The sequence below is a fragment of the Anaerolineae bacterium genome (genome assembly GCA_035529315.1).
Taxonomy (GTDB): Bacteria; Desulfobacterota; Desulfobacteria; order Desulfobacterales; family ETH-SRB1; genus Desulfaltia.
On the sequence record DATKWZ010000020.1, the window covers coordinates 1 to 23,602 of the forward strand.

24 protein-coding genes are annotated in these 23,602 nt (G+C 43.7%); 5 read left to right on the forward strand and 19 right to left on the reverse strand.

Going from position 1 to position 23,602, the window contains the following annotated elements; all coding sequences use genetic code 11:
* A partial coding sequence (glnA, locus tag VMW78_04085) for a type I glutamate--ammonia ligase (protein HUV50183.1) occupies positions 1-934 on the forward strand: 934 nt, incomplete at its 5' end.
* Positions 935-1,074: 140 nt separating this feature from the next.
* On the opposite strand, the gene VMW78_04090 is transcribed toward glnA, so the two are convergent.
* Positions 1,075-2,640 (reverse strand): FMN-binding glutamate synthase family protein, encoded by a 1,566-nt coding sequence (locus tag VMW78_04090; GenBank protein HUV50184.1) that lies wholly within the window; start codon positions 2,638-2,640, stop codon positions 1,075-1,077.
* Positions 2,641-2,829: 189 nt separating this feature from the next.
* Positions 2,830-3,543, reverse strand: a complete 714-nt coding sequence (locus tag VMW78_04095; protein HUV50185.1) for a GAF domain-containing protein — start codon at positions 3,541-3,543, stop codon at positions 2,830-2,832.
* 143 nt (positions 3,544-3,686) lie between these two features.
* On the opposite strand from VMW78_04095, the gene glnD reads away from it, so the two are divergent.
* Both glnD and VMW78_04105 read left to right on the forward strand, forming a co-directional pair.
* Positions 3,687-6,299: a [protein-PII] uridylyltransferase gene (glnD, locus tag VMW78_04100; protein ID HUV50186.1), complete on the forward strand. Its 2,613-nt coding sequence runs from the start codon at positions 3,687-3,689 to the stop codon at positions 6,297-6,299.
* Between the two features lie 278 nt (positions 6,300-6,577).
* Positions 6,578-6,793, forward strand: coding sequence for a hypothetical protein (locus VMW78_04105; GenBank protein HUV50187.1), 216 nt, complete (start codon positions 6,578-6,580; stop codon positions 6,791-6,793).
* 57 nt (positions 6,794-6,850) lie between these two features.
* On the opposite strand, the gene VMW78_04110 is transcribed toward VMW78_04105, so the two are convergent.
* The 16 genes from VMW78_04110 to manA form a co-directional block, all read right to left on the reverse strand.
* Complete coding sequence (locus VMW78_04110) at positions 6,851-7,684, reverse strand: prephenate dehydrogenase/arogenate dehydrogenase family protein (protein ID HUV50188.1); 834 nt, start codon at positions 7,682-7,684, stop codon at positions 6,851-6,853.
* On the reverse strand, positions 7,681-8,733 hold the full coding sequence (aroC, locus tag VMW78_04115) for a chorismate synthase (GenBank protein HUV50189.1): 1,053 nt from the start codon (positions 8,731-8,733) through the stop codon (positions 7,681-7,683). Before aroC ends, VMW78_04110 begins: the two co-directional genes overlap by 4 nt.
* 2 nt (positions 8,734-8,735) lie before the next feature.
* A complete protein-coding gene (locus tag VMW78_04120; protein ID HUV50190.1) occupies positions 8,736-9,254 on the reverse strand; it encodes a shikimate kinase in 519 nt (172 codons plus the stop codon).
* On the reverse strand, positions 9,251-10,513 hold the full coding sequence (gene aroA, locus VMW78_04125) for a 3-phosphoshikimate 1-carboxyvinyltransferase (GenBank protein ID HUV50191.1): 1,263 nt from the start codon (positions 10,511-10,513) through the stop codon (positions 9,251-9,253). The genes VMW78_04120 and aroA overlap by 4 nt, the downstream gene beginning before the upstream one ends.
* Positions 10,510-11,328 carry a shikimate dehydrogenase gene (locus VMW78_04130; protein HUV50192.1) on the reverse strand — a complete coding sequence of 273 codons (819 nt, stop codon included), beginning with the start codon at positions 11,326-11,328 and terminating at the stop codon, positions 10,510-10,512. The genes aroA and VMW78_04130 overlap by 4 nt, the downstream gene beginning before the upstream one ends.
* Before the next feature lie 117 nt (positions 11,329-11,445).
* Positions 11,446-12,543, reverse strand: a complete 1,098-nt coding sequence (pheA, locus tag VMW78_04135; GenBank protein HUV50193.1) for a prephenate dehydratase — start codon at positions 12,541-12,543, stop codon at positions 11,446-11,448.
* A 13-nt stretch (positions 12,544-12,556) separates the two neighbouring features.
* Positions 12,557-13,549 (reverse strand): 3-dehydroquinate synthase II, encoded by a 993-nt coding sequence (locus tag VMW78_04140; GenBank protein HUV50194.1) that lies wholly within the window; start codon positions 13,547-13,549, stop codon positions 12,557-12,559.
* An 11-nt stretch (positions 13,550-13,560) separates the two neighbouring features.
* Positions 13,561-14,358 carry a 2-amino-3,7-dideoxy-D-threo-hept-6-ulosonate synthase gene (locus tag VMW78_04145; protein ID HUV50195.1) on the reverse strand — a complete coding sequence of 266 codons (798 nt, stop codon included), beginning with the start codon at positions 14,356-14,358 and terminating at the stop codon, positions 13,561-13,563.
* A 279-nt stretch (positions 14,359-14,637) separates the two neighbouring features.
* A complete protein-coding gene (locus VMW78_04150) occupies positions 14,638-15,003 on the reverse strand; it encodes a hypothetical protein (GenBank protein ID HUV50196.1) in 366 nt (121 codons plus the stop codon).
* A 467-nt stretch (positions 15,004-15,470) separates the two neighbouring features.
* On the reverse strand, positions 15,471-16,472 hold the full coding sequence (locus VMW78_04155) for a hypothetical protein (protein HUV50197.1): 1,002 nt from the start codon (positions 16,470-16,472) through the stop codon (positions 15,471-15,473).
* Between the two features lie 60 nt (positions 16,473-16,532).
* Positions 16,533-16,862 (reverse strand): hypothetical protein, encoded by a 330-nt coding sequence (locus tag VMW78_04160; protein ID HUV50198.1) that lies wholly within the window; start codon positions 16,860-16,862, stop codon positions 16,533-16,535.
* Positions 16,863-16,871: 9 nt separating this feature from the next.
* Positions 16,872-17,429 (reverse strand): glycogen-binding domain-containing protein, encoded by a 558-nt coding sequence (locus VMW78_04165; protein ID HUV50199.1) that lies wholly within the window; start codon positions 17,427-17,429, stop codon positions 16,872-16,874.
* The gene (locus tag VMW78_04170) at positions 17,426-18,028 is read right to left on the reverse strand and encodes an RNA polymerase sigma factor (GenBank protein ID HUV50200.1); all 603 of its coding nucleotides are present in this window, start codon (positions 18,026-18,028) and stop codon (positions 17,426-17,428) included. The genes VMW78_04165 and VMW78_04170 overlap by 4 nt, the downstream gene beginning before the upstream one ends.
* Positions 18,015-19,127 carry a metallophosphoesterase gene (locus VMW78_04175; GenBank protein HUV50201.1) on the reverse strand — a complete coding sequence of 371 codons (1,113 nt, stop codon included), beginning with the start codon at positions 19,125-19,127 and terminating at the stop codon, positions 18,015-18,017. The genes VMW78_04170 and VMW78_04175 overlap by 14 nt, the downstream gene beginning before the upstream one ends.
* A 150-nt stretch (positions 19,128-19,277) precedes the next feature.
* Positions 19,278-19,850, reverse strand: coding sequence for a YgjP-like metallopeptidase domain-containing protein (locus VMW78_04180; GenBank protein HUV50202.1), 573 nt, complete (start codon positions 19,848-19,850; stop codon positions 19,278-19,280).
* Positions 19,851-20,081: 231 nt separating this feature from the next.
* Complete coding sequence (gene manA / locus VMW78_04185) at positions 20,082-21,287, reverse strand: mannose-6-phosphate isomerase, class I (GenBank protein ID HUV50203.1); 1,206 nt, start codon at positions 21,285-21,287, stop codon at positions 20,082-20,084.
* Between the two features lie 118 nt (positions 21,288-21,405).
* Between manA and VMW78_04190 the strand changes: the two genes are divergently transcribed.
* Together VMW78_04190 and queC are read left to right on the forward strand one after the other, a co-directional pair.
* Entirely contained in the window at positions 21,406-22,050 is a 645-nt protein-coding gene (locus VMW78_04190; GenBank protein ID HUV50204.1) for a radical SAM protein, read from the forward strand.
* A 91-nt stretch (positions 22,051-22,141) separates the two neighbouring features.
* Entirely contained in the window at positions 22,142-22,843 is a 702-nt protein-coding gene (gene queC / locus VMW78_04195) for a 7-cyano-7-deazaguanine synthase QueC (GenBank protein HUV50205.1), read from the forward strand.
* A 76-nt stretch (positions 22,844-22,919) separates the two neighbouring features.
* Here queC and ispD read toward each other — a convergent pair whose 3' ends face one another.
* Positions 22,920-23,594: a 2-C-methyl-D-erythritol 4-phosphate cytidylyltransferase gene (gene ispD / locus VMW78_04200; protein HUV50206.1), complete on the reverse strand. Its 675-nt coding sequence runs from the start codon at positions 23,592-23,594 to the stop codon at positions 22,920-22,922.
* Positions 23,595-23,602: the final 8 nt, after the last annotated feature.

Sequence of the window (23,602 nt, forward strand, 5' to 3'; positions counted from 1 at the left end):
CAGCGGCAGAGAAGAATGCCCGAATCTTGGCTATAAACCAAGGCATAAGCAAGGGTACTTTCCTGTTCCTCCGACAGACAAATTTCAGGACCTGCGCACCCGAATGCTTCTCACCCTTGAAAAACTTGGTATAGATGTTGAGTGCCAGCATCACGAAGTCGCAACAGCGGGGCAGTCGGAAATTGATATGCGATTTAAACCGCTTCTACAAATGGGTGATCAGCTCATGTGGTTTAAGTATGTGCTTAAAAACTTAGCAACTCGTGATAACCGCACAGTTACATTTATGCCGAAACCTCTTTTCGAGGATAACGGCTCCGGAATGCACACACATATCAGCATATGGAAAAATGGAGAGCCTTTATTTGCGGGTGATAAGTATGCCGGGGTTTCTCAGGAGGCTCTTTACGGAATCGGAGGAATATTAAAACACTGCGGTGCGCTGTGTGCTATTACCAATCCGACCACCAATTCTTACAAGCGTCTTGTACCGGGCTTTGAAGCTCCTGTAAATCTGGCATATTCAAGCCGTAACCGGAGTGCCGCAATCCGCATACCGATGTATTCCGCATCGCCAAAGGCAAAACGGATTGAATTTCGAACCCCTGACCCATCCTGTAACGGGTACCTTGCCTTTTCAGCAATTCTGATGGCTGTATTAGACGGCATCGAAAACAGGATAGACCCTGGTGAGCCGCTGGACAAAGATATATATGGTCTTCCGCCGGAAGAGCTTGCCGATATACCGTCTGCTCCAGGCTCTCTCGAAGAGGCTCTTGACGCCTTAAAAAAAGACCACGCCTTCCTGCTCAAAGGTGATGTGTTTACTCAGGATGTTATTGATATGTGGATTGAATATAAGACCAAAAACGAGGTAAACGCCGTTAAACTTCGTCCGCATCCGCATGAATTCTTTCTTTACTTCGATATATAAATTTCCGGGGAAAGAGAGTATGCAAAAAGAGAGTCAAAATGACAAATGATGCTGATTTGCAAAGCTGACGTAAAATAAGAGGTGTAAGCTGTTGTTGTATGCACGACTTACACCTCTTTAGCGGGAATAAACAAGCTGGATTATCCCAGTATGTTGTCAATTTCTTCTTGATCTGATTCCATAACATAAGGAATGCCTGATATCTCAGACGATTCTCTTGTCAACGCAACCAGATCGTTTCTATCCATATATTGAAGAGCAAATTTTCTTGCGCCGGCCATAAACTGCTGCAGGCCCTGACGCAGGCGATCCACATAAGAATACAATCCTATGGCGCCGGCCGGCAGTTTATTAAAATCACTGCCAAACCGTTCTTTTAATTGCGCTCCAACTGCAAATAACTCAAGATATCCTGATTCAACATCTTTTCCTTCCTTTTCCATTTTTTTTGCTATCATTTTACCCTGATTCTTACCGACCATAGCTGCAGTCAACATGGCCCTGCCCAGACAGATAGCCTTAACATAAGGCGCTCCAAGGGCAATAGCCTTAAATATATGATCTTCCAGAGAAAGGCCTCCTGCAATTGCAATCGGCGGAACATAGGCGCCCTTTGCCTTGAGACGTTCACACATCTGGTAGGCCAGACATTCAAGCTCAACCGTAGGAATACCCCATTCATTCATCATTCTCCAAGGGCTCATGCCTGTACCGCCTCCAGCGCCATCAATGGTCAACATATCTATCTTGGCTTCTGAAGAATATTTAATGGCTCTTGCAAGATCGGCCGGACGGTAAGCGCCGGTTTTTAATGTCACATATTTTGCACCAACACCGCGAAGGGACTCTACAGCTTTATAAAAAGATCCTTCATCAACCATTCCAAGCCTTGAATGTCTTTCAAATTCAGTGATGCCGCCGCTTTTAAAGGCATCCTGTACCGCTGGATTAGTCGGATCAGGCAGAACAATATAGCCGCGTTTTTTCAGCTCCAATGCCCTTTCAAGGCTTGGAAGTTTTACTTCTCCACCAATATCTTTGGCTCCCTGGCCCCATTTGAGTTCGAATATCTCTATCCCGAGTTTTTCGATAACATATTCCGGCACACCAAGCTTTGTATCTTCAACATTAGCTTGAATGATTATCCCACCCTTGCCGTCATACCATTTTCTAAAGGCTTCTATCCTACGCTCCATCTCAGGAGACTTGCTGATTTTACCGTTTTTAAACTCGGCCTGAGGATCCATACCGCATATATTCTCTCCGGCCACAACAATAATGCCGGATATTGCGGCGCCGATAGCAACCTCTTGCCAATTGATTCTGGCAATCTCGGTTGATCCAACAGCTCCCGTAAATACAGGGAAATCAAGTTTAATACTGCCGTCCCTTCCAACGGCTGTAGTACAATCAACAGCAGGAAATGTTGCAATGTCAGAATCTGCAGCTACACCAACAGCCCCGACACAGGTCCCCTGAATATTAAAATGGGAAAAATCGATAGGATAATCCTTTTCCGAACCCGACGTAATCTTGCCAAAGGGCTGCGGATAAAGCATCTCCCTTCCTTTTAAAGCAGATCTCCCTATCTCACACGTTCCCTTACATCCATCAAGACATGTGACACATATCCCGGAACCAGGAGCCGGACTAATCCTTGTTGTAGTTTTAGTAGCGTCACTTCGATTTGGCTTGCTAAACGACATAACTTACCCTCCTTGCTAATTAGTTATAAAAATAAAAAAGGCGTCCACCCTTTACAGGGAAAAGACGCCTTTGTCTTCCACACTCAAAAAAATCTCTGCACGCCATTGTGCAGAAAACTATAAATATAAACTTTTTATGTTGATCGCAGCAAATATGTCAAGTTATTTCTTGCGAATCAATATCCATATCTATTCGAGTTCCTCTGAAAGCAGAATTGCTTCGGCTACACACCGCATGGATTTGCGTGTATCCATACTCCGTTTTCTAATCCAGGAATATGCCTCTTCTCCGGTTTTATTTCGGCGACGCATAAGTGCTTCCTTGGCCCTCTCAACCATCTTGCGCGTCTCCAGCTCTTCCTGGATAACCTTGGTTTCTACCATTAACTGAGTATTTAGTATCGCCAGTGCTGCCTGATTAGCAACCGTTGTAATCATGTTTACTTCTGTTTCAGAAAACTTATGAGGATGTGCTGTAAAACAGTTAAAAACACCTACCACTTTTTCATCCTTTATCTGAAGCGGAACACTCAGCATAGACACGAGTCCGAGCTTTTTAGCCATATCTTTTTCTTTAAACATGGGTTCTTTTAAAACATCCATCACAATAAATGGCCGTTTATGAGTTACCACATAACCCACTATACCTTCATTCAAATTTAAAGACCTGTCCTTTACATAATCCGGATCAATTGACTGCGTGGCCTTAAGGCGTATTTTCTTTGGTTTTTCACTTTCATCTATCAGCCATAATGAACAAATTTCAAGACCGGTAACTCCGGCTGTAACCATAACAATAAGCTTTAGAATATCTTCAATGTAGAGGTCTGAAGTTATTGCTCTGCTTATATCCATTAAAGCCTTGATATATTTATCCTGAGTTTCTGGTGTAATTTTTTCCATGCTTGATAAACTCCTAAAAATAGTAATAATTATTTATTTCATATAAGAAATCAAGGTTATTTTGATGAAGGGGTATGAGTTTTTGTTCAGGTGTTTGTTTAATTGTTTGACATCAAAAATAAAATTGAATTATTTAATACTTGATGAAAAAATTCAAACTTGCTTCAAAAAACCTTCAACAAAAACGGGAAAGTTTAATTTCAAGCTTTTTAAAGGGTAAAGAACCCTCTTTTCTTAAGCAGCATAGCAGAATTTTAGATGAATATTTTTGTGAAGGTTATGAAACAAGCTTAATCAGCCCAAAAACAGGGGCCATTAAAAATCCTTGCGCAATTATCGCTGTTGGCGGTTATGGCAGGCAGGAACAATGCATCCATTCAGACATAGACCTTATTTTCCTTTTTAACAAAGAGATCCCGGACAAAGCTGATAATCTTATCAGAGAGGTTCTCTACCCTCTATGGGATATCGGCCTTGATATCGGTTATGCTGCCAGATCGCTGAAGGAATGTGCAAGCCTGGCAAAAAAAGATATTGAGGTGCTGACCTCTCTTCTGGATGCCCGTTTTATATGCGGAATCTCTTCTTTGTATTCCGAGCTTATGGAACTGGTCCGTAAAAAAATACTGTTAAAACAATCCAAAAAAATAATCAGCGCGCTTATCGAAAACAACAGAAAGCGTCACCAACGCTTCGGAGACTCTACATATCTTCTTGAACCAAACCTAAAGGAGGGGTGCGGAGGGCTGAGAGATTATCATACAATGCTGTGGATCGCCAAAATCAAATCAGATATTAAGCAGCCCAGAGATCTTGAGTATTATGGTTACCTGTCCCATGAGGAATATAACGGTTTAATAAAGGCACTTTCATTTATATGGCATGTTAGAAACCGTTTGCAACACCTGGCCGGCAGAAAATGCGATCACCTGTATTTTGAATACCAGATAAAACTGGCCAAAGACCTTAATTTTAAAAAGGAAAATGGACAGGAGCCGGTAGAAAGATTTTTAGGTGAACTCCACTGCCGGATGGAACTGTTAAAAGAACAGCTTTTGATGTTTCTTTATGAACAGAGCCATACAAAAAGATCAAGGCTTACAACAAAATCAACAAAACAGGTTAAAGTAAATGGGCTGAGTATTATCAGGAACAGATTAAACTTTAGAACTCCGGAGGATATTCTGAGCTTTCCCGGTTTGATGATAAAGATATTTGAGGAAAGCGCGCGCCTGAATATACCGCTTGGCGCAGAGGCTAAACGACTTGTAAAGGATTTTGCATATCTGATTAATGACGACTTCAGATCTTCAGTTTCTGCCGTAAAATCATTTCAAAGGATTTTAGTAACTTATGCTCCAACACTTAATGTTCTAAATGAAATGTTGAGCACCGGTTTTCTTGTGCGGTTTATACCTGAAATCAAAGGGATAGTTAATCGTTTTCAGTATGATGAGTATCATCTGTATCCTGTAGATAAACACATGCTGCGCACGGTTCAGACAATAAAAAATTTCGGCACATCAAAGGACACCTCCAATGACCCATTATACGGCAAGCTGTATAAACAGATAACCGGAAAAAAGTTAATGCTGTGGGCAGCTCTTCTTCATGATGTCGGAAAAAGGGAACCTGGCGCCGGTCATTCGCATAGAGGCGCTCTAATCGTCCGGTCTATACTAACCGCAAAACATTTAAAGCCCGAGGATATTGAAACAGTTGTATTTTTAGTGGAAAACCATCTCTTTCTGATCAAAACCGCAACCAGAAGAGATATTAATGATGAGCAAACCGCAATTAACTGCGCCAGAAATATTAAGGATTTAAAACATCTCAAAATGCTCTACCTTCTGACAGTTGCCGACTCTATCTCAACCGGGCCAAAGGCATGGTCGAGCTGGACTTCGGCGCTTTTAAAAAATCTTTTTCTTGAAGTCCATCGCATCCTGGAAAAAGGTGAACTGGCAACAGAAGAGGCAATCGAACTTATTAAAAAGAAAAAAAATGAGCTTTTTGTTTTAACATCTAAACTGCTGCTGCCTTGCCAGGATCTGGAGGCGCTGTTTAATGTGATGTCGCCAAGATACCTTTTGTATACACCGGCGCAGGATATGCTGGAACATATCAGGCTTTACAAAAGTCTGGGAAAAGCCGATTTTGTCTGGAATGTAATCAAAGCTCATGATTCAAATACCAGGACTGTCACAATCTGTGCTAAAGACCGTCCCGGACTTTTTTCCAAGATCGCGGGAATTTTCACCTTAAACAGCCTCGATATTTTAGACACTCAGGCATACACATGGAAAAACAATATCGCTCTTGATATTTTTAAGGTAAAGCCTCCGCTTGATCAGATTTTTGAAGATGAAAAGTGGATAAAAGCAAAGAAAAACCTTGAATCAGCCCTGTCAGGGAAGTTGAATCTCGAGGAAGCTCTTGATAAAAAAATATCTTCCTGTAGAGCCTCAAAACCGCATAATCTGGCAAGACCGCATCGAATCAATGTGGATAATAAAAGTTCCAGTTTTTTTACCATTATTGAGGTGTTTACCTATGATTTCCCAGGACTTCTATTTAAGATTACAAATACTCTTTACAGGTGCGGGCTTGATATCCGGGTTGCAAAAATCGCAACCAAGGTCGATCAGGTAGTTGATATCTTTTATGTCAGGGATTTTGAGGGGCAAAAGATAGACTCTGTTGATCAGATAAGTGGAATAAAAGCCGCTATTGAAAAGGTGTTAGTAAAAACATAAACTCAAACAGCACGTTAAAAATATTGCCGCTTCAAATATAATTAAATTTTATGCTGAAAAAACTCGTGGATAACGGCTCGTAATGAAAGAACCTGCCAGAGCTATTAATAAAGTTTTTGTTTTAAGAAAATGTTTCATCTTTAAATTAAATCGCTTATGGTTCTTTCATAACGATCCCTAATCCACTCAAACAGTTTTCAGTATAAAATTTAATCATACCTGAAGCTCGTTTGAACTTGATTTGTTTCAAAAAGCTAAATTAATACGAGGTTAATAAAATGGCTGAATCAAAGGATACTATTACCGTTCGCGTTAATATAGAAATGACGACCGCATCCCTTGAAATGATTGTTGAAAAGGCAAAAGAAAAGGCAGGCCGTGACAAAAAGGGGATTTATCGTATCGACACCGCAGACAAGGTGGGTGAAATAATATCTTGTTTTCTTTTAGAAAAGGATTTCGAGGGTTATGTGAGAAAGGGGATTAAGGATTAGGTTAAAGTACTTATTGGTTTTATCAATTTCTTAACACCTAACACTTAACACCTAACACTATTTACTGTAGAGAGTATTTAAGGTTTTATTACTCTCATCAAGGCCATCCTGACAAAAACCGCCAAGAAAGCTGCGGATATCATTTAGATAAGCTATTGCCTCACTCTTCCGGCCGGACAGAAGGGATTCCTTTGCTTCATCCATGACAGACATAAAGGTTGCCAGCACATCTTCAACATGTCTGTTTTCGCCGATCAGGCTTGCATAAAGAGCAGGATCCTGCGAAAAAAGACGGCCTATCAGATTGATTTTCAGCCTGAAAACAGGGGTTGAATACAATATTACCTCATCAGGAGGCATGTTCATTTTTTGAAGAGTTCTACCCATGCAAACGGTTAAAAGATGGGTAAGCCCCTGGACAACAGCCATATTCCTGTCGTGTGTAACCGGATCCATACGGGTAACCACGCCCCCCCCTTCCCGCAGTTCATCTTCAAGCCATTTTAGCCATTTGATTCCCCTGCCGGGGCATACAATAATATTCTGCCCTTTTATCGAATCTGTAAAAGGGCCGAACAAAGGATGTATTCCAATAACCTGAGCCCGCGTAAAACGCAGCATGCTTTTCAAAACAGTCTCTTTGAGAGAGCATAAATCCATCAAAACCTGATCATGGCTTAAAATCGGCCCGATCTCCTCTGAAAGGCGTATGGCAACATTAATGGGCACACTCAGGACAACAACGTCACTCTTTTTTGCTAATTCCAGGGGTGAAAGCGGCGTTTTTCTTCCTGAAATCAAAACACTATGCCCTGCCCTTGAAAAAAAATCCTTGAACCAACGACCCATATTACCGGTCCCGCCGATTATGCCTATAGTAATATTGCTCATTGGATAGCCCTTTGTCTTAGCAGATGATCAGCAAGCACAAGTGATACCATTGCTTCGCATACGACATTAATACGCGGTATTGCTGAAACATCATGCCTCCCTGTTGTTGAAATGGTTCTCGCATTTCCTGACCGGTCGATTGTATCCTGCTCAATCTTTATAGAAGGTATCGGTTTAACGGCAACACGTATTACAATATCATCTCCATTGGATATGCCTGCCAGAATACCGCCGGCATTGTTTGTGGAAAAGCCTCTGGGGGTTATGGGATCATTATTTTCAGAACCCTTCATGGCCGCGGCTTTAAAACCGGAACCGATTTCCACCCCCTTGACCGCCCCGATGCTCATCAGGGCCTTTGCCAGTTCTGCATCAAGCTTATCAAATACCGGTTCTCCCAAGCCAGGTGAAACCCCTTTTGCCAGGATTTCCACAATTCCTCCTATTGAATCACCCTCTTTTTTTACGCTTATAACCCGTTTTTCCATCTTTTCAGCAGCATCCATATCAGGACAGCAAAACATGTTTCGGTCAATCACGCCCATATCCCGCTTTTTAGCCTTTACTTTGCCAAGCTCAATAGTATAAGCAACAACCTTGATTTTCCCCCTGTCAAGAATAGCCTTTGCAACAGCTCCGGCAGCCACCCTTGCCACTGTTTCCCGCGCAGACGCCCTGCCTCCTCCGCGCCAGTCACGTATTCCGTACTTGGCCACGTATGTTATATCCCCATGACCTGGCCGAAAAAGCTCTACATACTTCTCATAAGCTTTTGAATCCGCGTCTTTATTGTAAATCATAATCATTATAGGAGTACCGGTGGTCATGCCTTCAAACAGGCCTGACATGATAACAGCTCTGTCCGGCTCCTTTCTGGCAGTGCTGGCAGGCGACCCGCCTGGTCGTCTGCGATCAAGCATGTTCTGGATGATCTCCTCATCAAGCCGTATCTTCGGAGGGCATCCGTCAATGACAACCCCGACACCTTTTCCATGCGACTCGCCCCATGTCGTTATTTTTAATAATTTTCCAAAACTGTTTCCAGGCATGTTTACTCTCCCAACTTCCCCATGATCGTGCTGCATATATCATCTATACCGCGATTATCCGTATCAATAGAAAAATCCATTGCGCTTTCATAAAGCGGCTTCCGGGCCAGAAGAGTCTCTTCGATCTCTTCAACCAGGCCCTTTGATGTTAAAGAGGGACGCAGATCTTCTGTGTTTTGATCCTGCAGAATCCTTTCTTTAATGGTTTCGGGCGTTGCTTTCAACCAGATAATCGTTCCGCTCTTTTTCATCTGCTCTACATTCTCAATATCGAGTATTACGCCGCCTCCTGTTGCCACCACATGTTTATCAAGAAGGCTCAGCCTCCTTAAGACAGCCTTTTCCTTTTCGCGAAACGAACCCCATCCCTCTTTTGATACAATTTCAGCAATCGTCATACCATACCTGGCAACCAGTTCCAGATCAGCATCAATAAATGACCATTCAAGGGCCTGAGCAAGAGATTTCCCTACAGAAGTTTTGCCTGTGCATCTATATCCTGTCAAATATATATTCATCATTCATATAACCTTTCAAAAACATTCCAGAAATCAGGAAAGGACTTTTCAACGCATCTTTCGTCTTTGATGACAATGCCGGGGACTTTAAGCCCTGCAAGCGCAAAACTCATGGCTATTCTATGATCTCCGTATGTATCAATCACGGCGCCGCAAGGCTTGCCGCCATTGATGACCAAACCGGTATCAGTGCAGCTTGCCTTGATATCCATCTTTGAAAGCTCATTAACCACAGCGGCCAGGCGATCACTCTCCTTTGCCTTTAAATGCGCCACGTTTTTTATAATTGTCGTACCTTTGGCAAAAGCCGCGACAACAGCCAGTGTCGGAACTATATCCGGCATGTCAGCCATGTCAACCTCAACCGCAGAAACAGGCCCGCCGGAAACGGCAATTCCGTCCTTTTCATGAAATATCCTGCACCCCATTGCTTCAAGTACTTCTGTAAAACGGACATCACCCTGCCGTGACATTTTTGTAATCCCTTTAACCTTGATCCTTGATCCGGTTATGGCGGCAGCAGCCCAGAAATATCCTGCCTGTGAGCAATCCGGCTCCACCATATACGAACCTGCCCTGTATGCCTGCCGGCCATGTATAGTAAACCGCTTGTATCCATCACGCACGACCTTAACCCCGAACCTTGCCATTATATCAACGGTCATATCCACATATGGTCTGGAAACAGGCCCCTCTGTAACGGTTATTTCAAGACCGTCTTCTGTATACGGCGCTATTAAAAGAAGGGAAGAAAGATACTGGCTGCTTATCTTGCATTTCAGCGACAAAGCGCCGCCTTTTAGTTTTCCTCCTCTTATCTCAACCGGAGGGCATCCATTCTTGTTAACGCTGCGGGCAAAAACTCCGATCTGGCTTAAACCATCTAAAAGATCGCGAATCGGCCTTTCAAACATGCGCTCTGTACCTGTAAGCGTGTATATCCCGTCTCCAAGCGCGGCTACTCCGGTTAAAAGGCGCATGGATGTTCCGGAATTTCCAAGATAGACAGGATCGCCGCACGGCTTTAACACCCCACTTGTCCCATGCACCTCTATTCTGTTCTCACATTCCTCTATCATAACGCCAAGTTGTCTGAGAGCGTTCAGGGTAAGCAAGGTGTCGTCGCTTTTCAGGCAGTTCCGCAGAGTGCAGATTCCATCAGACAGAGCCGCTGCGATCAGAATCCTGTGCGTATAGCTCTTTGATCCGGGAACCGCGACTTCAACGCTCTTTTTTATGTTTTGCGATTTTATCTCAATCATTTTCCGAGAACATCCAGCACAGTCGTTCTCATTATATCGACAGGCGCTTTTTCTCCGGTCCACATTTCAAACTGAGCAGCCCCCTGATATACAAACATTGAAGCACCGTCCACGGTAATGCAGCCAAGATCCTCGGCCTCTTTTAACAAGCGGGTTTTTATTGGATTATAAACAATATCCATGACTACCATATCTTTGTTTAAGTCTTCTCTTTGTATCGGCATTGCCTTTGTATCCGGTGTCATTCCGACAGGAGTCGCATTAATCAGGATCTGGCAATCAATATTCCCAAGCTCTGAAGGATGGTAATAATTAACCCCAAGTTCATTTGCCAGGTTTTCTCCTTCATCTTTTAAAACACCTAATATCGTTAATCTTCCACCTTCTGATACTATTCCAAAGCCTATTGCACGCGCAGCCCCGCCGGAACCGAGAATAACCACATCCTTATCTTTAATGCCTGTCTTTTCCAATAATGCATTTGTAGCACCAAGACAATCTGTATTATAACCAAAAAGTTTGCCGTCTCTGTTAACAATGGTATTAACCGCGCCGATCTTTGCGGCTTTTTCATCTATATTATCAACAAATTTTATCACTTCTACCTTATGAGGTATTGTGACGCTGGCGCCCTTTATGCCAAGCGCCTTTATTCCACTGATTGCGGAAGCCAGATCTCCGCCTTTTACGTTAAACGCAAGATATACTCCGTTGAAGCCAGTGTGAACAAAAGCGCTATTATGCATGACAGGGCTTAAGCTGTGAGACACAGGGTCTCCAAGCACTGCATATAAAGATGTATTTGAATCAATCATTCGCAAAAAACCTTTTAAGTGTTAAGTATAATTTTGAGTTTTTAATTTAAAATTCAACATTCAGAATTCAAAATTATTCCATTGCCTTCAGCCTAAAAAACTAGTAATCTTTATTTTTTATATCTTTGCCCTTGGATATGAACCAAGATGCTTAATATACATACAGAGTCTTTTCATACTCTCCAAAGTCTCTTTTACATTCGGATCCTCGATATGCCCTTCAATGTCAACAAAGAAAAAGTAGTTCCAGTTTTCATATTTTGTCGGTCTGGATTCAAGTTTTACCATATTTATACCGGATTCTGCAATTGGCCCTAAAACTTTATGGAGCGCTCCCGGAATATGAGCCGTGACAAACATAATCGAAGTCTTGTCATTCCCTGTTCTGTGTATATCATCATGCCCGATCACAAGAAACCTTGTTACATTCCTTGAAAAATCCTCGATCCTGGAAGCAACCACATTCAGGCCATACATCTGCGCCGCTTCACTGGAGGCGATTGCGGCCGATCCTGGGTTTTCCGCTGCTTTTTGGGCGGCGCGAGCCGTGCTGCTGCACTCCTCAAGCACAGACTCAGGAAGGTGTTTCTCGATCCATCTGCGGCACTGGGCAAATGCATGAGGATGGGAATAGATCTTTGCAATATCTTTCAAGCTATCTGTTTTTGATAACAGATCATGAGAAATTGCATGGTATATCTCTGCGCAAATCTTTAGATCAGATTCAAAAAAAAGATCCAGAGTATAATTGACAGTGCCTTCAATTGAATTCTCAACAGGAACGACCCCATAAGTACACGCGCCTTTTTCCACCTCGCCGAATATGTCACGGATGCTGGTCTGCGGGACAAAGGAAACCGTATGTCCAAAATGGTTCATAGCTGCAATGTGCGTAAATGTAGCTTCCGGACCAAGGTATGTTATGGTTTCCCTTGTTTGAACTTCGCGGGATGAAGAGATTATCTCTGCAAAGATATGATGGAGCGCCTTCTTGCTCAACGGGCCTTTGTTTAAACTTAAAAGCCTGTTTATTATATTGCTTTCACGAGCAGGATCTAAGACCTTTTCACCTTTCTGCTTTTTGATTACCCCTATCTGCTTTGCAAGTAAAAGCCTCTTGTTAATTAAATCAAGAAGTTCTGTATCGATTTCATCTATGGAAGCCCTTATTGAATCAATATCAGAATCTGTTTTTATTGTTTCAGGATTCGCCATAATAGAACCTAGCTCACTTTTCCATTATACTTTCATCTATCTTATGACCAAAGTGCCTGCCGCATTCCTCAACAGCCACCAGAACCTTATCGCCAGGCAATAGGTTTACGACCGACACCGGCTTGCCCTCTGGATCGGTCAGCCGGATTGTTTCCGCATTTTGAAGGATGGTTGTTATCTTCAAGTCGCCGACAACCGCCTTGATCAGCATTAAAGGACGTTTTTCAATCTTTAAGCGCCCCACAGTACCGACAGATGTGTTTCCCTGAAAATCAACGATTAGTACATGGTCTCCTGCTGAAAGCTCTGAAAGGTATCTGGTTTTTCCGCCAGGAACCCTTGTGTATGCATGAACCGGTCCGGCATTTATTCTGAACGGCCTTGGAGCAACATAAGGGTTGGAAACAGTTTCAGCATGAACAAGGAATAAGGCGCTGCTGCTGTTGCCGACCAGGATCCCCTGGCCTGAAGTCATTGATGTGCATGTATCCACACATACCCTGTCCCCCATTCCAACAGGAGTTATTTCAACGATCTCGGCCTCCTCAAGAACTGTTTTATCCTCAACCGCTTTAATCAGTGAAAGAGCTTTTTTCAGCTCGATTATGTTGTCGGCATGAAACAGTATGTGGTTTACCCCTTTTTCCAGAATGCCAAGCGCTGTCTGTGCCTCTTTAAAATTATGAACCTGCGCTATTACATCAGCCCCCTGTGCTATCAGATTTTCAAGAGGAATCACCGTCCAGTCGCTGCACTGAAGAATAACCTTTTTATTCTGAGAGAGCTTAACAATCTCTTCTTCGTCCTTTCCGCTTTTTATTGTAAAAAAGACCACATCATTACCAAGCTTTAAGTCGCCGTCTTCTGAGATTGTTTGTATTACGCCAAGCTCCTTGACCTTTTTGCTATATCCCTTTGGAACCATTATGCCGTCCGCCCCGCCTTCAAGAGCGGTTGTTACCATTTTCTTGTTCCATGGGTCCACCTTTACCCAGATTTTTTTCATTGCATATATCCTTATTCCAAAATTTTCAGAGCTTCTTCCACGCTGATGCCGTCATTAACAATACCTGAAATAGCCCTTACCATTCGATCTGGATGTTTGTGTTGAAATACGTTGCGGCCTATGGAAACACCGCCGCCGCCCGCATCAATTGAACCCTTTACCATTTCCAGTATATCCCTGTCTGAATCCATTTTGGCGCCGCCTGCAATTACCACAGGAACCGAACAGCCCGCAACAACCTCTTTAAACGTCTCTACAGAGCCCGTGTATGAAACCTTAACAATGTCCGCTCCCATTTCATACCCAAGACGCGCCGCATGTTTTATTACCTTAACATCATATTCATCCTTGATTTTCTCGCCCCGTGGATAGATCATGGCAAGAAGCGGCATACCCCATGTGCGAGCTTCATAACTCACCCTGCCAAAATCATTTAACATTTCTTTTTCACCGCCATCCCCGATATTTACGTGTATGGATACTGCATCCGCGCCAAGCTTTACAGCCTCTTCAACCGAACAAACCAGAGTTTTGGCATTCGGATAGGGGGAAAGGTTGGTTGATCCAGACAGATGCAAGATCAAACCTATATCTTCGCCCTTTTCGCGATGGCCTTCGCTTACAAGGCCTTTATGTATAACGGTGGCATTTGCTCCGCCTTCAGCCACTTTTTGTATTATACTCTTCATGTCCTGCAAGCCGTCAATAGGCCCGACTGAAATGCCGTGGTCCATTGGAACAATTACTGTTTTGCCTGTATTACGGTTAATTATACGTTCCAGCCGAATACGTTTGCCTAAAATAGTCATAACCTACCCCCCTTTTTTTTTTTGCAAAAAAGGCCATGAAGCATTTTATTCCCCACGGCCTTTTAAAATAAAAAAAGCCGCGGGTTTTAAGGTCTGCCCACGGCTTTTTGCGTTTAAATAATTTTTTAAATATCCTCAACGCACCTCAGGCAACCCGGTATTATAAAAATAATACCGATAAAAACTAAAATATTTGCCTGAAAATTTATGCATTATTTAGCTGCCTCTTTTAAGTTTCTTAATTCTTTTATACTATTATTATTTTTTGTCAAGAGTTTTTTAACATCCACAGATGCAATCTCCAGGGCCGTGCGGTCCATCCCCAGCGTCGCCACCATTTGGGCCATAAGGACCATCGCAGTCATCGAGTGCTAATATCATACTGGAATCATGCCTGGTGAAAGGCAGGCATGAGCCATCTCTTAGCTTGTCCTGGTCGCCTTTTCCCTTATCATCGTCATACCCAGCAATTATAATACTGGAATCATGACTGATGAAATTCTGGCAATCGCCATCTTGATCTCCTCGCGGTCCCATCGGTGGCACTTCTGGCGGACCAATGTGGTCAAATGCTAACACAATACCAATGCCGCCAACAAATACAAAAGATAGTGCAAGACAAATAATCATAACTTTCTTCAACATAATAATATCTCCTTTAATTATACGTTATTTTGTTTATCCAAATCTATAAGCCGCTTTTGTCACTTTGGTCTTTTTCTCACCCCCTTTTTGGTTGAGTTTTGTATGGAACAAGAAAACAAAAAAGGCCGGTCAAGAAGCAAGTGTTGCTTTTGCTTCCCAACCGGCCTTCTGTGGTGCGCGTGTTGGTTGCTTATCTATATGTTACCCTGATTGAGTCAATCTCAATTAGGGGTGGGAATTAGGTATCAATCGAGGTGTTTCTTTTCTGATTGTATCTTAATAGAGATTTCCTTTATACGAATTGTCCTTAAATCAGGTTTGTTCTCGTGCTCTACCGTAACCCATAAGCCATGCTGATGGCACAGGGATTGTATTTCTTCTGAGAGTTTAAGAGCTTGGTCTTTGGTCATCACAACTATTTCCCACCTATGGTTTTGTATGCTTTGTAACGTATGCGCGGCAACTCATTAACGTCGGCCCCCGCCGCCGCCAGGCCTACCTGGGCCGCCGCCGATTGGATCAACGCCTCCGCCACCTGGGGCAAGTATGCTGCCGGTCGGGTTAATGCTGCCACCGGTTGGACCAATAACTCCGCCACCGGTCGGGCCAAGAACGTTGCTGCTTGTGCCGGCGCTGCCGCTGGTTGGGCCAATGTTGCCGACTGAGCCCCCTTTTACTGCCGATGTTTCAGCGCCGCCTATCGTGGGGCCACCTGAGGAACCAAACATTTCAGGGCCCCCTCCGGAGATGATTGAAAAAGAGTAGCTTATGGCAAGGCTGTCGGCCGATGAGGCATCCCTGGCATGGGATATAAACGAATCTCTCATCGTCTTAATATCTTTTGCGATATAACCATGCTCCAGGGCCTGGCCCACGGCGTTGGTGGCTGCCATCGTGGAAGCCCCAAGACGCACCATGTCCCTTGCCGCCCCGAAGGCCTCTGCGGCAAGCTCAACCGCTTCTGCATTTGTCATCCTTTGTGCCCTTAGACGCAGCTTGTATGCTATGTTGCGCACATCATTATCGGCCAGGCCCGCTGCAAGACACTGGGCTATGGTATTCCGTATATGGTTTCTGTCGTTCTTATCTTCTGTGAACCCCTTGGCGTGTACGTCCGCGTATTGGTAGCGGTTGCGCACCTTATTCATCGCCTGTAGGATTTTTTCTGCTTGTACACCTTTGGCCATTCCCTCGTATGCCTTTTCCATGATAGGTTCAACAGGTAGTCCTTCCTCCTTTGCCTTCCCTATCATCAGTTGGGCTTTCAATGCAAACTCCTCGCCGAAGCGGCTCCTAAGACTGTTTTGGAGCATCATTATGCCCTCTTTGCTGTGGATACGAGATTGTATAGTCGACTTATGTTGCTGTTGCTCGGCGGGCATATTGTGCAGACCTTCATCCGCTTCTTCCGCGAATGCCGCAGGGACACACAAAAAGGCAGCCAATGTTATTGCAAATATTCTTTTCACATTTTTTCCTTTGTTCTGTCAGCGTCTTTTAACTACTATAACGCATGACAAATAAAAAGGTTACATGCTCGGAACATATATGCAGTTCTCCGAGCCCAAATCGTCATTTTCCTTAAAGGCGCACAACGGAACATAGACAACTCCGTCCACGATATAGAAGTAACTGAACTCGACATCTTTGGGAACCGTGACATCCCATGTCTCATCACCATTTTCCTTTGCCATGACAGGCTCGAACCCATTGAGGGAGGACACAAAGTATACGACCCGGGCATCATTTTTTTTGAGGCAGATGCGTACAGTGTTCTCTTCAACCGTGTAGTAGTGGCGGCTTGCACAACCTATAGGTAAAAGCAGGACAGTAATTACCAGCAAAACATATTTTTTCATGATTATCCGTTATACATCCACCAAGAGGATTGAATTTTCACCACCAAAATCATCCTGTTCTCGGATCATTATGGTTGGGTCGGCAAACCTCTGATGGCCGTCAAGAATATAGGTAAACCGGTGTTCCCCCTTTGCGATATTGAATGTGACTTCCCAATACCCGCTGGAGCCGGTGTTTTTCATAGGAATTGTTCTCCAATCCGTGAAGCTTCCGGTAATTTCCACCCGGCTAACATCCGGCTGGTAAATGACAAACCTGTACGGTATAGAAGTGCTCACTTCAGGCGACTTTAAAAAAAATACAAAGAAAATGACCATGGCTGCCGCCATTGCCGGAGCAAGAATAAGCGCAGGGCGTAATATGGAATAGACGACATTTTTACTCGGCTTGAACTCGACTGTCGGGACACGGTGTACAACTTCCGAGCACACAAGCTTTTCCTGGTGCAAAAGCTCAATCGATTGGTCCTTAAAGGCCTCATCTGTATGCACGCTTTCCACGAAGCGAATCTTGTCATCAATGTCTAATTCCTCATCTATGAACATGCTGATCATGTGGTCCATCATTCATCTCCTGCCTGTAGGATCTTTTTGAGCTTAAGACGAGCACGGTGCACCTTTACCTTGACGTTCGCCTCGCTTATGCCGGAAATTGAAGCAATTTCCCGATAGGAGAGGTCGCTACTGACAGCGAGGGCCAACATATCTCTTTCGTCTTTTTCAAGCCCCTGCATGGCCCCAAGTACCCGGCGATATTCCTCTCGTACCATGAAGGCTTGTTCCTGGTCATTTGAGCAGTCTTCCCTGTTGTTTTTAAGCTGGGTGGTGCGCCCCTGTTTCCGTGCATGGTCAAAAAACGCATTGCGCGCTATTTTATAAAGGAGCGAAACGTTTCCTGCCTGTTTTCCATAATGCTCAAGGTGGCGCTTAAAACTCTCCTGCATAATGTCACTTGACAGGTAATAGTCTCCTGTCAAGCGCATCAGGTATGCAAATAGCTTGTCTTTGTGTTCCTTGTAAAACTCCAGGTACACTTCCATATATGTTTTAAAACGCATAACAGATAAAAAGGTTACAAGTTTTTGCAAATATTCAATAACCATGCTCAGCGGACATGGAAAACATAGACGCCCGCCGAAATATGACCAAGGTTTACCCGGAGCCATTTCCCCCGTTCACTCGCAGTGTCACACGGAGGATCTCGCTGGGACGCCAGAGTCTCATGCTCGGCCCCCATGTGCCCGTGCCTCTGCATACGATAACTGTCATACCATCCACCTCGTAACGTCCCTCCAATAGCGGATACCGGCTTTGGACCAGATAGTCGAATGGCCATATCTGTCCTCCGTGGGTGTGACCACAGAGCATCAGTCCCGCACCAGCTTTGGCTACCCTTTCGGCTTGCCACGGCGTATGTGAAAGGAGGATGGTAGCACCCGGGGGGCGACCTGCGAGCGCTTGCGAGATGGGATCGCCGCCTTGGCCGTTCAGACGTCCGGCCGTGAGATCATCCACGCCTGCCAGGACGAGACCCGGCCTCACTTCGGTCCACCCGTTGCTTAGCAACTTGAAACTTGCCTCCTTAAACAGGCTCTTTTTACCTCCCCCGTAGAATTCGTGATTGCCGGGGACGGCCCAGATACCGTAAGGTGCGGAGAGTTGCTTAAGTGTTGTAATCAACCGGTCTTCAGGTGGACCATGCCCTTCGAAAATATCACCGAGTAAAACCACAAGGTCGGGCTGCTGAGCCTTTACCTGGGCGATCCGAGCCGCCAGCCAACACTCGCCGAGCTGCGAACCAAGGTGCATATCGGACAGGACGACGAGTACTGTTCCGTCCATAGCATCGGGAAGGCCGGAAAGGCTCACCTCATATTTTTCTATCACCGGGGGCCGCAGGCCCTGTATGAGCGCGATCACCGAAAGCACTACACCGACTAACAATGCCCATCCTCGTAGCGAGGAAGATAACCGGGGCATGAGAAAGCCGAAAAGGGTGGAGAGATCTATTAAAAGAAGAGGAATAAAAGTCAGGAATAAAACGGCCATCCAGTTCATTCCGATAAATTCAAGCATTCCGGCCAGAACTCCGGTTCTGGCGTGCCCTATCACGCGTCCAAAGAAAAAAATGGCCCACAGGATCACTCCTGCCCGGATAAGGATCTTTCGGGATACGTGCCGGTCTATAAATGGTACTGAGGCGGCCCGCCAAAAAACATAGATATGCATAAATGTGCAGGCTGAAATTAGAATGGTTCCGAACATGGCTCTCCCAGCGAGTAACTTACCTAATCAACCATCAGGTGACCGCCCACCTCTTTATCGAGACCTACCCCGATGGGATTTCTTCCAAGTTATTTACTTATTTATGGACCGCAAGTCTCCAAGATGTGATACCGAGCATAGAGAAACATTTCAAAGTAAAAACATTTTATATTCATTCATCTTTTTATTCTTCTCTTTAGCATCCCCATCAAGCCTGTTCAACTCTGCCCAAAATCCATTGGCGTGATTTTTTATGCGGGTATGAACAAGTTCATGCAAGAGGACATAATCGATCATTTCGCCCGGCAATCTGACCAGCTTCATGTTGAGGCTTATATTATTCCTGGCTGAACAGCTCCCCCATCTGGTCTTTTGGTTTCTTATGAACACTTTGTTATAGTTAAAATCGTGTTTCTCGGACAATTCATTTAATCTGTAAACAAGCTTCTTTTTTGCTTCTGCCCTGTCGATTTCAATAGAATTCTTTATAAAGACGTCATGCGCCTTTTCCACCTGCTTTATTTTATCCAGGTGTTTTCGTATCCAGCCTCTTTTGGATTGAGCAACCTGCCTGGCTTTATCAAATGATACGCCATAAGGAACGGCAATTCTAACACCTTTGAACGGTTTTAACGAAATGTTGATATTCTTTGCCCGCTTACTGCGTTCAAAAAAAATCTGTCCAATACCGTCAATTTCAATATTTTCAGCTTTTGCTTTCAACAATGTTTCTCCACATATTTCATGGCTTCCCTGCTTAATTTGAAATAATCATCCAGGCTCGATTTAACGTCAGGATGCTCCTTGGTATATTTTGCCGGTTCAAGGATTATGCCCCTTTTAATAGTCGCATGTTAGAGTGTATGAGGTTAGGCAAAGAAGTTGATAATACTATGAACGTTCCCATAGTCCTCTCAAGTTTAAAAGTTGAGAACGTCCCAGTAGTCCCCCCTGTTAAAATGGAACCGCAGCCTTATAAAGGGTTGCTTTTCCGTTAATGGTATAATTTTGGACGCCGGCAGGTATAACAACCGACACGCCCTTGTTAAGATCAATGGCGATGTTGTTGTCCATGTCGGTGATAAGCGCCTTCCCATCGGTGCAAAGGATAATTTCAATGCTTCTTTTTACAGGACTCTTATAGGCTATTTCCTTGTTGACGGAAATCACGGAAAGAACAAATTCCTCGGCCGGGCTCGGATAGATCATCTCAAAATCCTTGCATTTTTTTGAAGCTATTATATTGATCCCCTTTTCTTCAAAATCAAGAACACTTAAAAGCTCCCGCACATCCACATGTTTTGGAGTAAGTCCGCCTCTCAGGACATTGTCTGAGTTTGCCATTAATTCAATCCCCACTCCATCAAGATAGGCATGAAGCGCCCCTGGCGGGATAAACATGGCCTGGCCGGGTTTAAGGCAAATCAAATTAAGCAGTATTGGAGAAAAAACCCCTATGTCCGCCTTATATTCATTATAAAGTTTTATCATCCATTTAAAAAGGTTGTCATTTTCTGAAAACCTTTCTGCATTTACTATTACATCATCTATGACCTGCTTTTTTCGATCAGACTCCATTGTTAAAAGAATGCTGAAAAAGTTTTTTAACCCCTGCTTGTCCGGCTGGTTTCGAAGATCAACAAGCGCTCCAGCCAAAGACTGCGGGCAGATTTTTTCCATAAGCAATAGAATTTCAGAAACCCTGCGAAACCCGTTCAAAACCCAGAAATTGGTGAGCGCGCATATACATTCCGGCTTGTGGTTATCATCCTTATAATTCCTGTTAAAAGCATCTATTGGAATCTTAAGCCTGTTTTCTTTTTCAAAACCTTTGACTGCCTGCATTTTACCTGGATGAGCCTGTATGGAAAGAGGTTTTGCCGCTGCAAGAACCTTGAACAGATACGGAAGGGTATTGTTAAATTTTTGCGCCGCCTCTCTGCCAAGAATATCTTCAGGATTATTCCTGATCAATTCCAGCAAAGACACCCATTTGCCGCCATAATTAACCATGGAAGGCGCCTTTGGATGTGCTCCCATCCAGAATTCGGCCTGGGGTCTGGCAGAAGGCGACTTTTTACCTGAAAGTTCGGCAATGGCGGTATAAGACCCCCATGCATATTCCTGAACAGTATTTTTTAGTATGCTTATTGTTTTCATTTAAGTTAAGTGTTAAGTGTCAGGTGTTCGGTTAAAGCAATTATCTGTTCTATCAAGCTCTTAACACTTAACACCTAACACTTAACACTTGATTAAGTCAACTTAGAAGAAAACCGCCATGACTCTTTTAATTAATGAAATATTTTACAGTATTCAGGGGGAATCTTTATATGCCGGGCTTCCATGTGTTTTTGTGAGGCTTACCGGATGCAATTTAAGATGCTCATACTGCGATACCCGTTATGCTTATGAAGAAGGAATGGAAATGGAATTATCCGAAATCCTTCAGAAGGTCGCGACTTATCATTGCCCGCTCATTGAAATTACAGGCGGAGAACCGTTGTTTCAGGATAATACACCTCTGCTTATATCAAAACTCCTTGAAAAAGGATACGAGGTTATGATGGAAACAAACGGAACGTTTGATATAAGCATGGTTGATAAACGATGCGTAAAAATCGTGGATATTAAATGCCCGACCAGTGGTGAAAGTGACAGGAATGATCTTGAAAACCTTAAAAGGCTAAATCAAAAGGACCAGGTCAAATTTGTGATCGGAAACCGTAAGGATTATGAGTATGCCAAAGATATCACAAAATTGATATCTCCTGAATTTGCTGAAAAGAACATACTGTTTTCTCCTGTTTCCGGGGAAATTACCTGTGCTAAGCTTGCAAAGTGGATACTTGAGGATAATCTGAACATCAGGCTTCATCTTCAAGTGCATAAAATAATCTGGCCTGATAAACAAAGAGGGGTATAGGGTTTAGGGCTCAGGGGTTTATGGATGCTTCTATTTTCGTGGTCTTCGTGAGCTTCGTGGTGAAAAAAGTCATATGAAAGATTGAGGGTTTATGATTACAAGAAAAAAAGCGGTTGTCCTGTTAAGCGGAGGCCTTGATTCAACGACCCTTCTGGCCATTGCAAAGCATGAAGGCTTTGAAATACATAGTTTAACTTTTTTCTATGGACAGCGCCACGCTTTTGAACTGCAGGCAGCTAAAAAAGTGGCGGATGCCTTTAATGTTGCAAAGCATCTTGTAATAAACATGGATCTTAAAATTATCGGCGCTTCAGCCCTTACCGACAACATTGATGTGCCAAAGGTAAAAGATATAAAGCAGATAGGAAAACAGATCCCAGTCACTTATGTGCCTGCGCGAAATACAATCTTCCTCTCCTATGCCCTTGCTCTGGCAGAGGTTCTTCTTTCATCCGATATATTTATCGGCGTCAACGCTATCGACTACAGCGGATACCCCGACTGCCGGCCTGAATACATAAAAGCCTTTGAACAAATGGCAAATCTTGCCACAAAGGCGGGAGTGGAAGGGCTTACAAAAATAAAGATAAGAGTTCCGCTAATTAATATGACCAAAGCCCAAATTATAAAAAAAGGGATTGAACTTGGAGTTGATTATTCCTTAACACATAGCTGCTATGATCCTTCTCCGGAAAACCTGGCATGCGGAAAGTGTGATAGCTGCATCTTGAGAAAGCATGGTTTTAAAAAGGCGGGTGTATCAGATCCAACAAGATATGTACTGCGGATATGAGTGCCTAAAGTGAGCTAAAGTGCCTAAAATGCCTAAAGTTATCCGCCAAAGGGCTCTGATGGAAATTCCTATACAATTAAAGTAATGCTGTTGCAAAAACAAGATCTTCCCTGTTTGTGATTTTTATATTCCGTCTGCTGCCGTAAATTATTTTAACATTTCCCCCGAGTCTTTCTACCAGAGATGCATCATCTGTGCATGCAAAGCCTTCCCTCCTTGCATTTTCATGGGCTTTGATTATCAGGTCATATTTAAAAGCCTGCGGGGTCTGTGCAAGCAATATATCATCTCTTTTAAGTGTATTGCATATAAAACCGGAAGTGTTTACCTGCTTTAAGGTATCGTCTGCGGGAATACCGAGGATGCATGCTCCATACTCTTTTGCGCCGGCTATGCATGCCGCTGCCTGCTCCTGAGAAACAAAGGGTCGCACACCATCATGGATAACAACTATCTCAGCATCTTTATCAACTGCCATAAGACCGTTATATACAGAATCCTGACGTTTCTCTCCACCTGGCACAAGATCGATCTTTTTGCAAAGCCTTAAAGGGGCAACAATATTTTTCCGGCAATAATCAATATCTTTGGGGGGAACAACAAGAATGATGCGATCTATCAAATCACATGCATCGAAAGCCAGCAGGCTATAAGCCAAAATCGGACGTCCCGCAAGCAAAAGATACTGCTTGCGCAGTTTATCATTCATCCTGACGCCTTTACCGGCAGCTACAATAATTGCTGGGATCATGTTTCTAC

Excerpts from the sequence above, each read along its gene's own strand:
- VMW78_04090 (HUV50184.1), bottom strand. The coding sequence starts at position 2,640 with ATGTCGTTTAGCAAGCCAAATCGAAGTGACGCTACTAAAACTACAACA.
- VMW78_04095 (HUV50185.1), bottom strand. The coding sequence starts at position 3,543 with ATGGAAAAAATTACACCAGAAACTCAGGATAAATATATCAAGGCTTTA.
- glnD (HUV50186.1), top strand. The coding sequence starts at position 3,687 with ATGAAAAAATTCAAACTTGCTTCAAAAAACCTTCAACAAAAACGGGAA.
- VMW78_04105 (HUV50187.1), top strand. The coding sequence starts at position 6,578 with ATGGCTGAATCAAAGGATACTATTACCGTTCGCGTTAATATAGAAATG.
- VMW78_04110 (HUV50188.1), bottom strand. The coding sequence starts at position 7,684 with ATGAGCAATATTACTATAGGCATAATCGGCGGGACCGGTAATATGGGT.
- aroC (HUV50189.1), bottom strand. The coding sequence starts at position 8,733 with ATGCCTGGAAACAGTTTTGGAAAATTATTAAAAATAACGACATGGGGC.
- VMW78_04120 (HUV50190.1), bottom strand. The coding sequence starts at position 9,254 with ATGATGAATATATATTTGACAGGATATAGATGCACAGGCAAAACTTCT.
- aroA (HUV50191.1), bottom strand. The coding sequence starts at position 10,513 with ATGATTGAGATAAAATCGCAAAACATAAAAAAGAGCGTTGAAGTCGCG.
- VMW78_04130 (HUV50192.1), bottom strand. The coding sequence starts at position 11,328 with ATGATTGATTCAAATACATCTTTATATGCAGTGCTTGGAGACCCTGTG.
- pheA (HUV50193.1), bottom strand. The coding sequence starts at position 12,543 with ATGGCGAATCCTGAAACAATAAAAACAGATTCTGATATTGATTCAATA.
- VMW78_04140 (HUV50194.1), bottom strand. The coding sequence starts at position 13,549 with ATGAAAAAAATCTGGGTAAAGGTGGACCCATGGAACAAGAAAATGGTA.
- VMW78_04145 (HUV50195.1), bottom strand. The coding sequence starts at position 14,358 with ATGACTATTTTAGGCAAACGTATTCGGCTGGAACGTATAATTAACCGT.
- VMW78_04150 (HUV50196.1), bottom strand. The coding sequence starts at position 15,003 with ATGTTGAAGAAAGTTATGATTATTTGTCTTGCACTATCTTTTGTATTT.
- VMW78_04160 (HUV50198.1), bottom strand. The coding sequence starts at position 16,862 with ATGAAAAAATATGTTTTGCTGGTAATTACTGTCCTGCTTTTACCTATA.
- VMW78_04165 (HUV50199.1), bottom strand. The coding sequence starts at position 17,429 with ATGATGGACCACATGATCAGCATGTTCATAGATGAGGAATTAGACATT.
- VMW78_04170 (HUV50200.1), bottom strand. The coding sequence starts at position 18,028 with ATGGCTCCGGGTAAACCTTGGTCATATTTCGGCGGGCGTCTATGTTTT.
- VMW78_04175 (HUV50201.1), bottom strand. The coding sequence starts at position 19,127 with ATGTTCGGAACCATTCTAATTTCAGCCTGCACATTTATGCATATCTAT.
- manA (HUV50203.1), bottom strand. The coding sequence starts at position 21,287 with ATGAAAACAATAAGCATACTAAAAAATACTGTTCAGGAATATGCATGG.
- VMW78_04190 (HUV50204.1), top strand. The coding sequence starts at position 21,406 with ATGACTCTTTTAATTAATGAAATATTTTACAGTATTCAGGGGGAATCT.
- queC (HUV50205.1), top strand. The coding sequence starts at position 22,142 with ATGATTACAAGAAAAAAAGCGGTTGTCCTGTTAAGCGGAGGCCTTGAT.
- ispD (HUV50206.1), bottom strand. The coding sequence starts at position 23,594 with ATGATCCCAGCAATTATTGTAGCTGCCGGTAAAGGCGTCAGGATGAAT.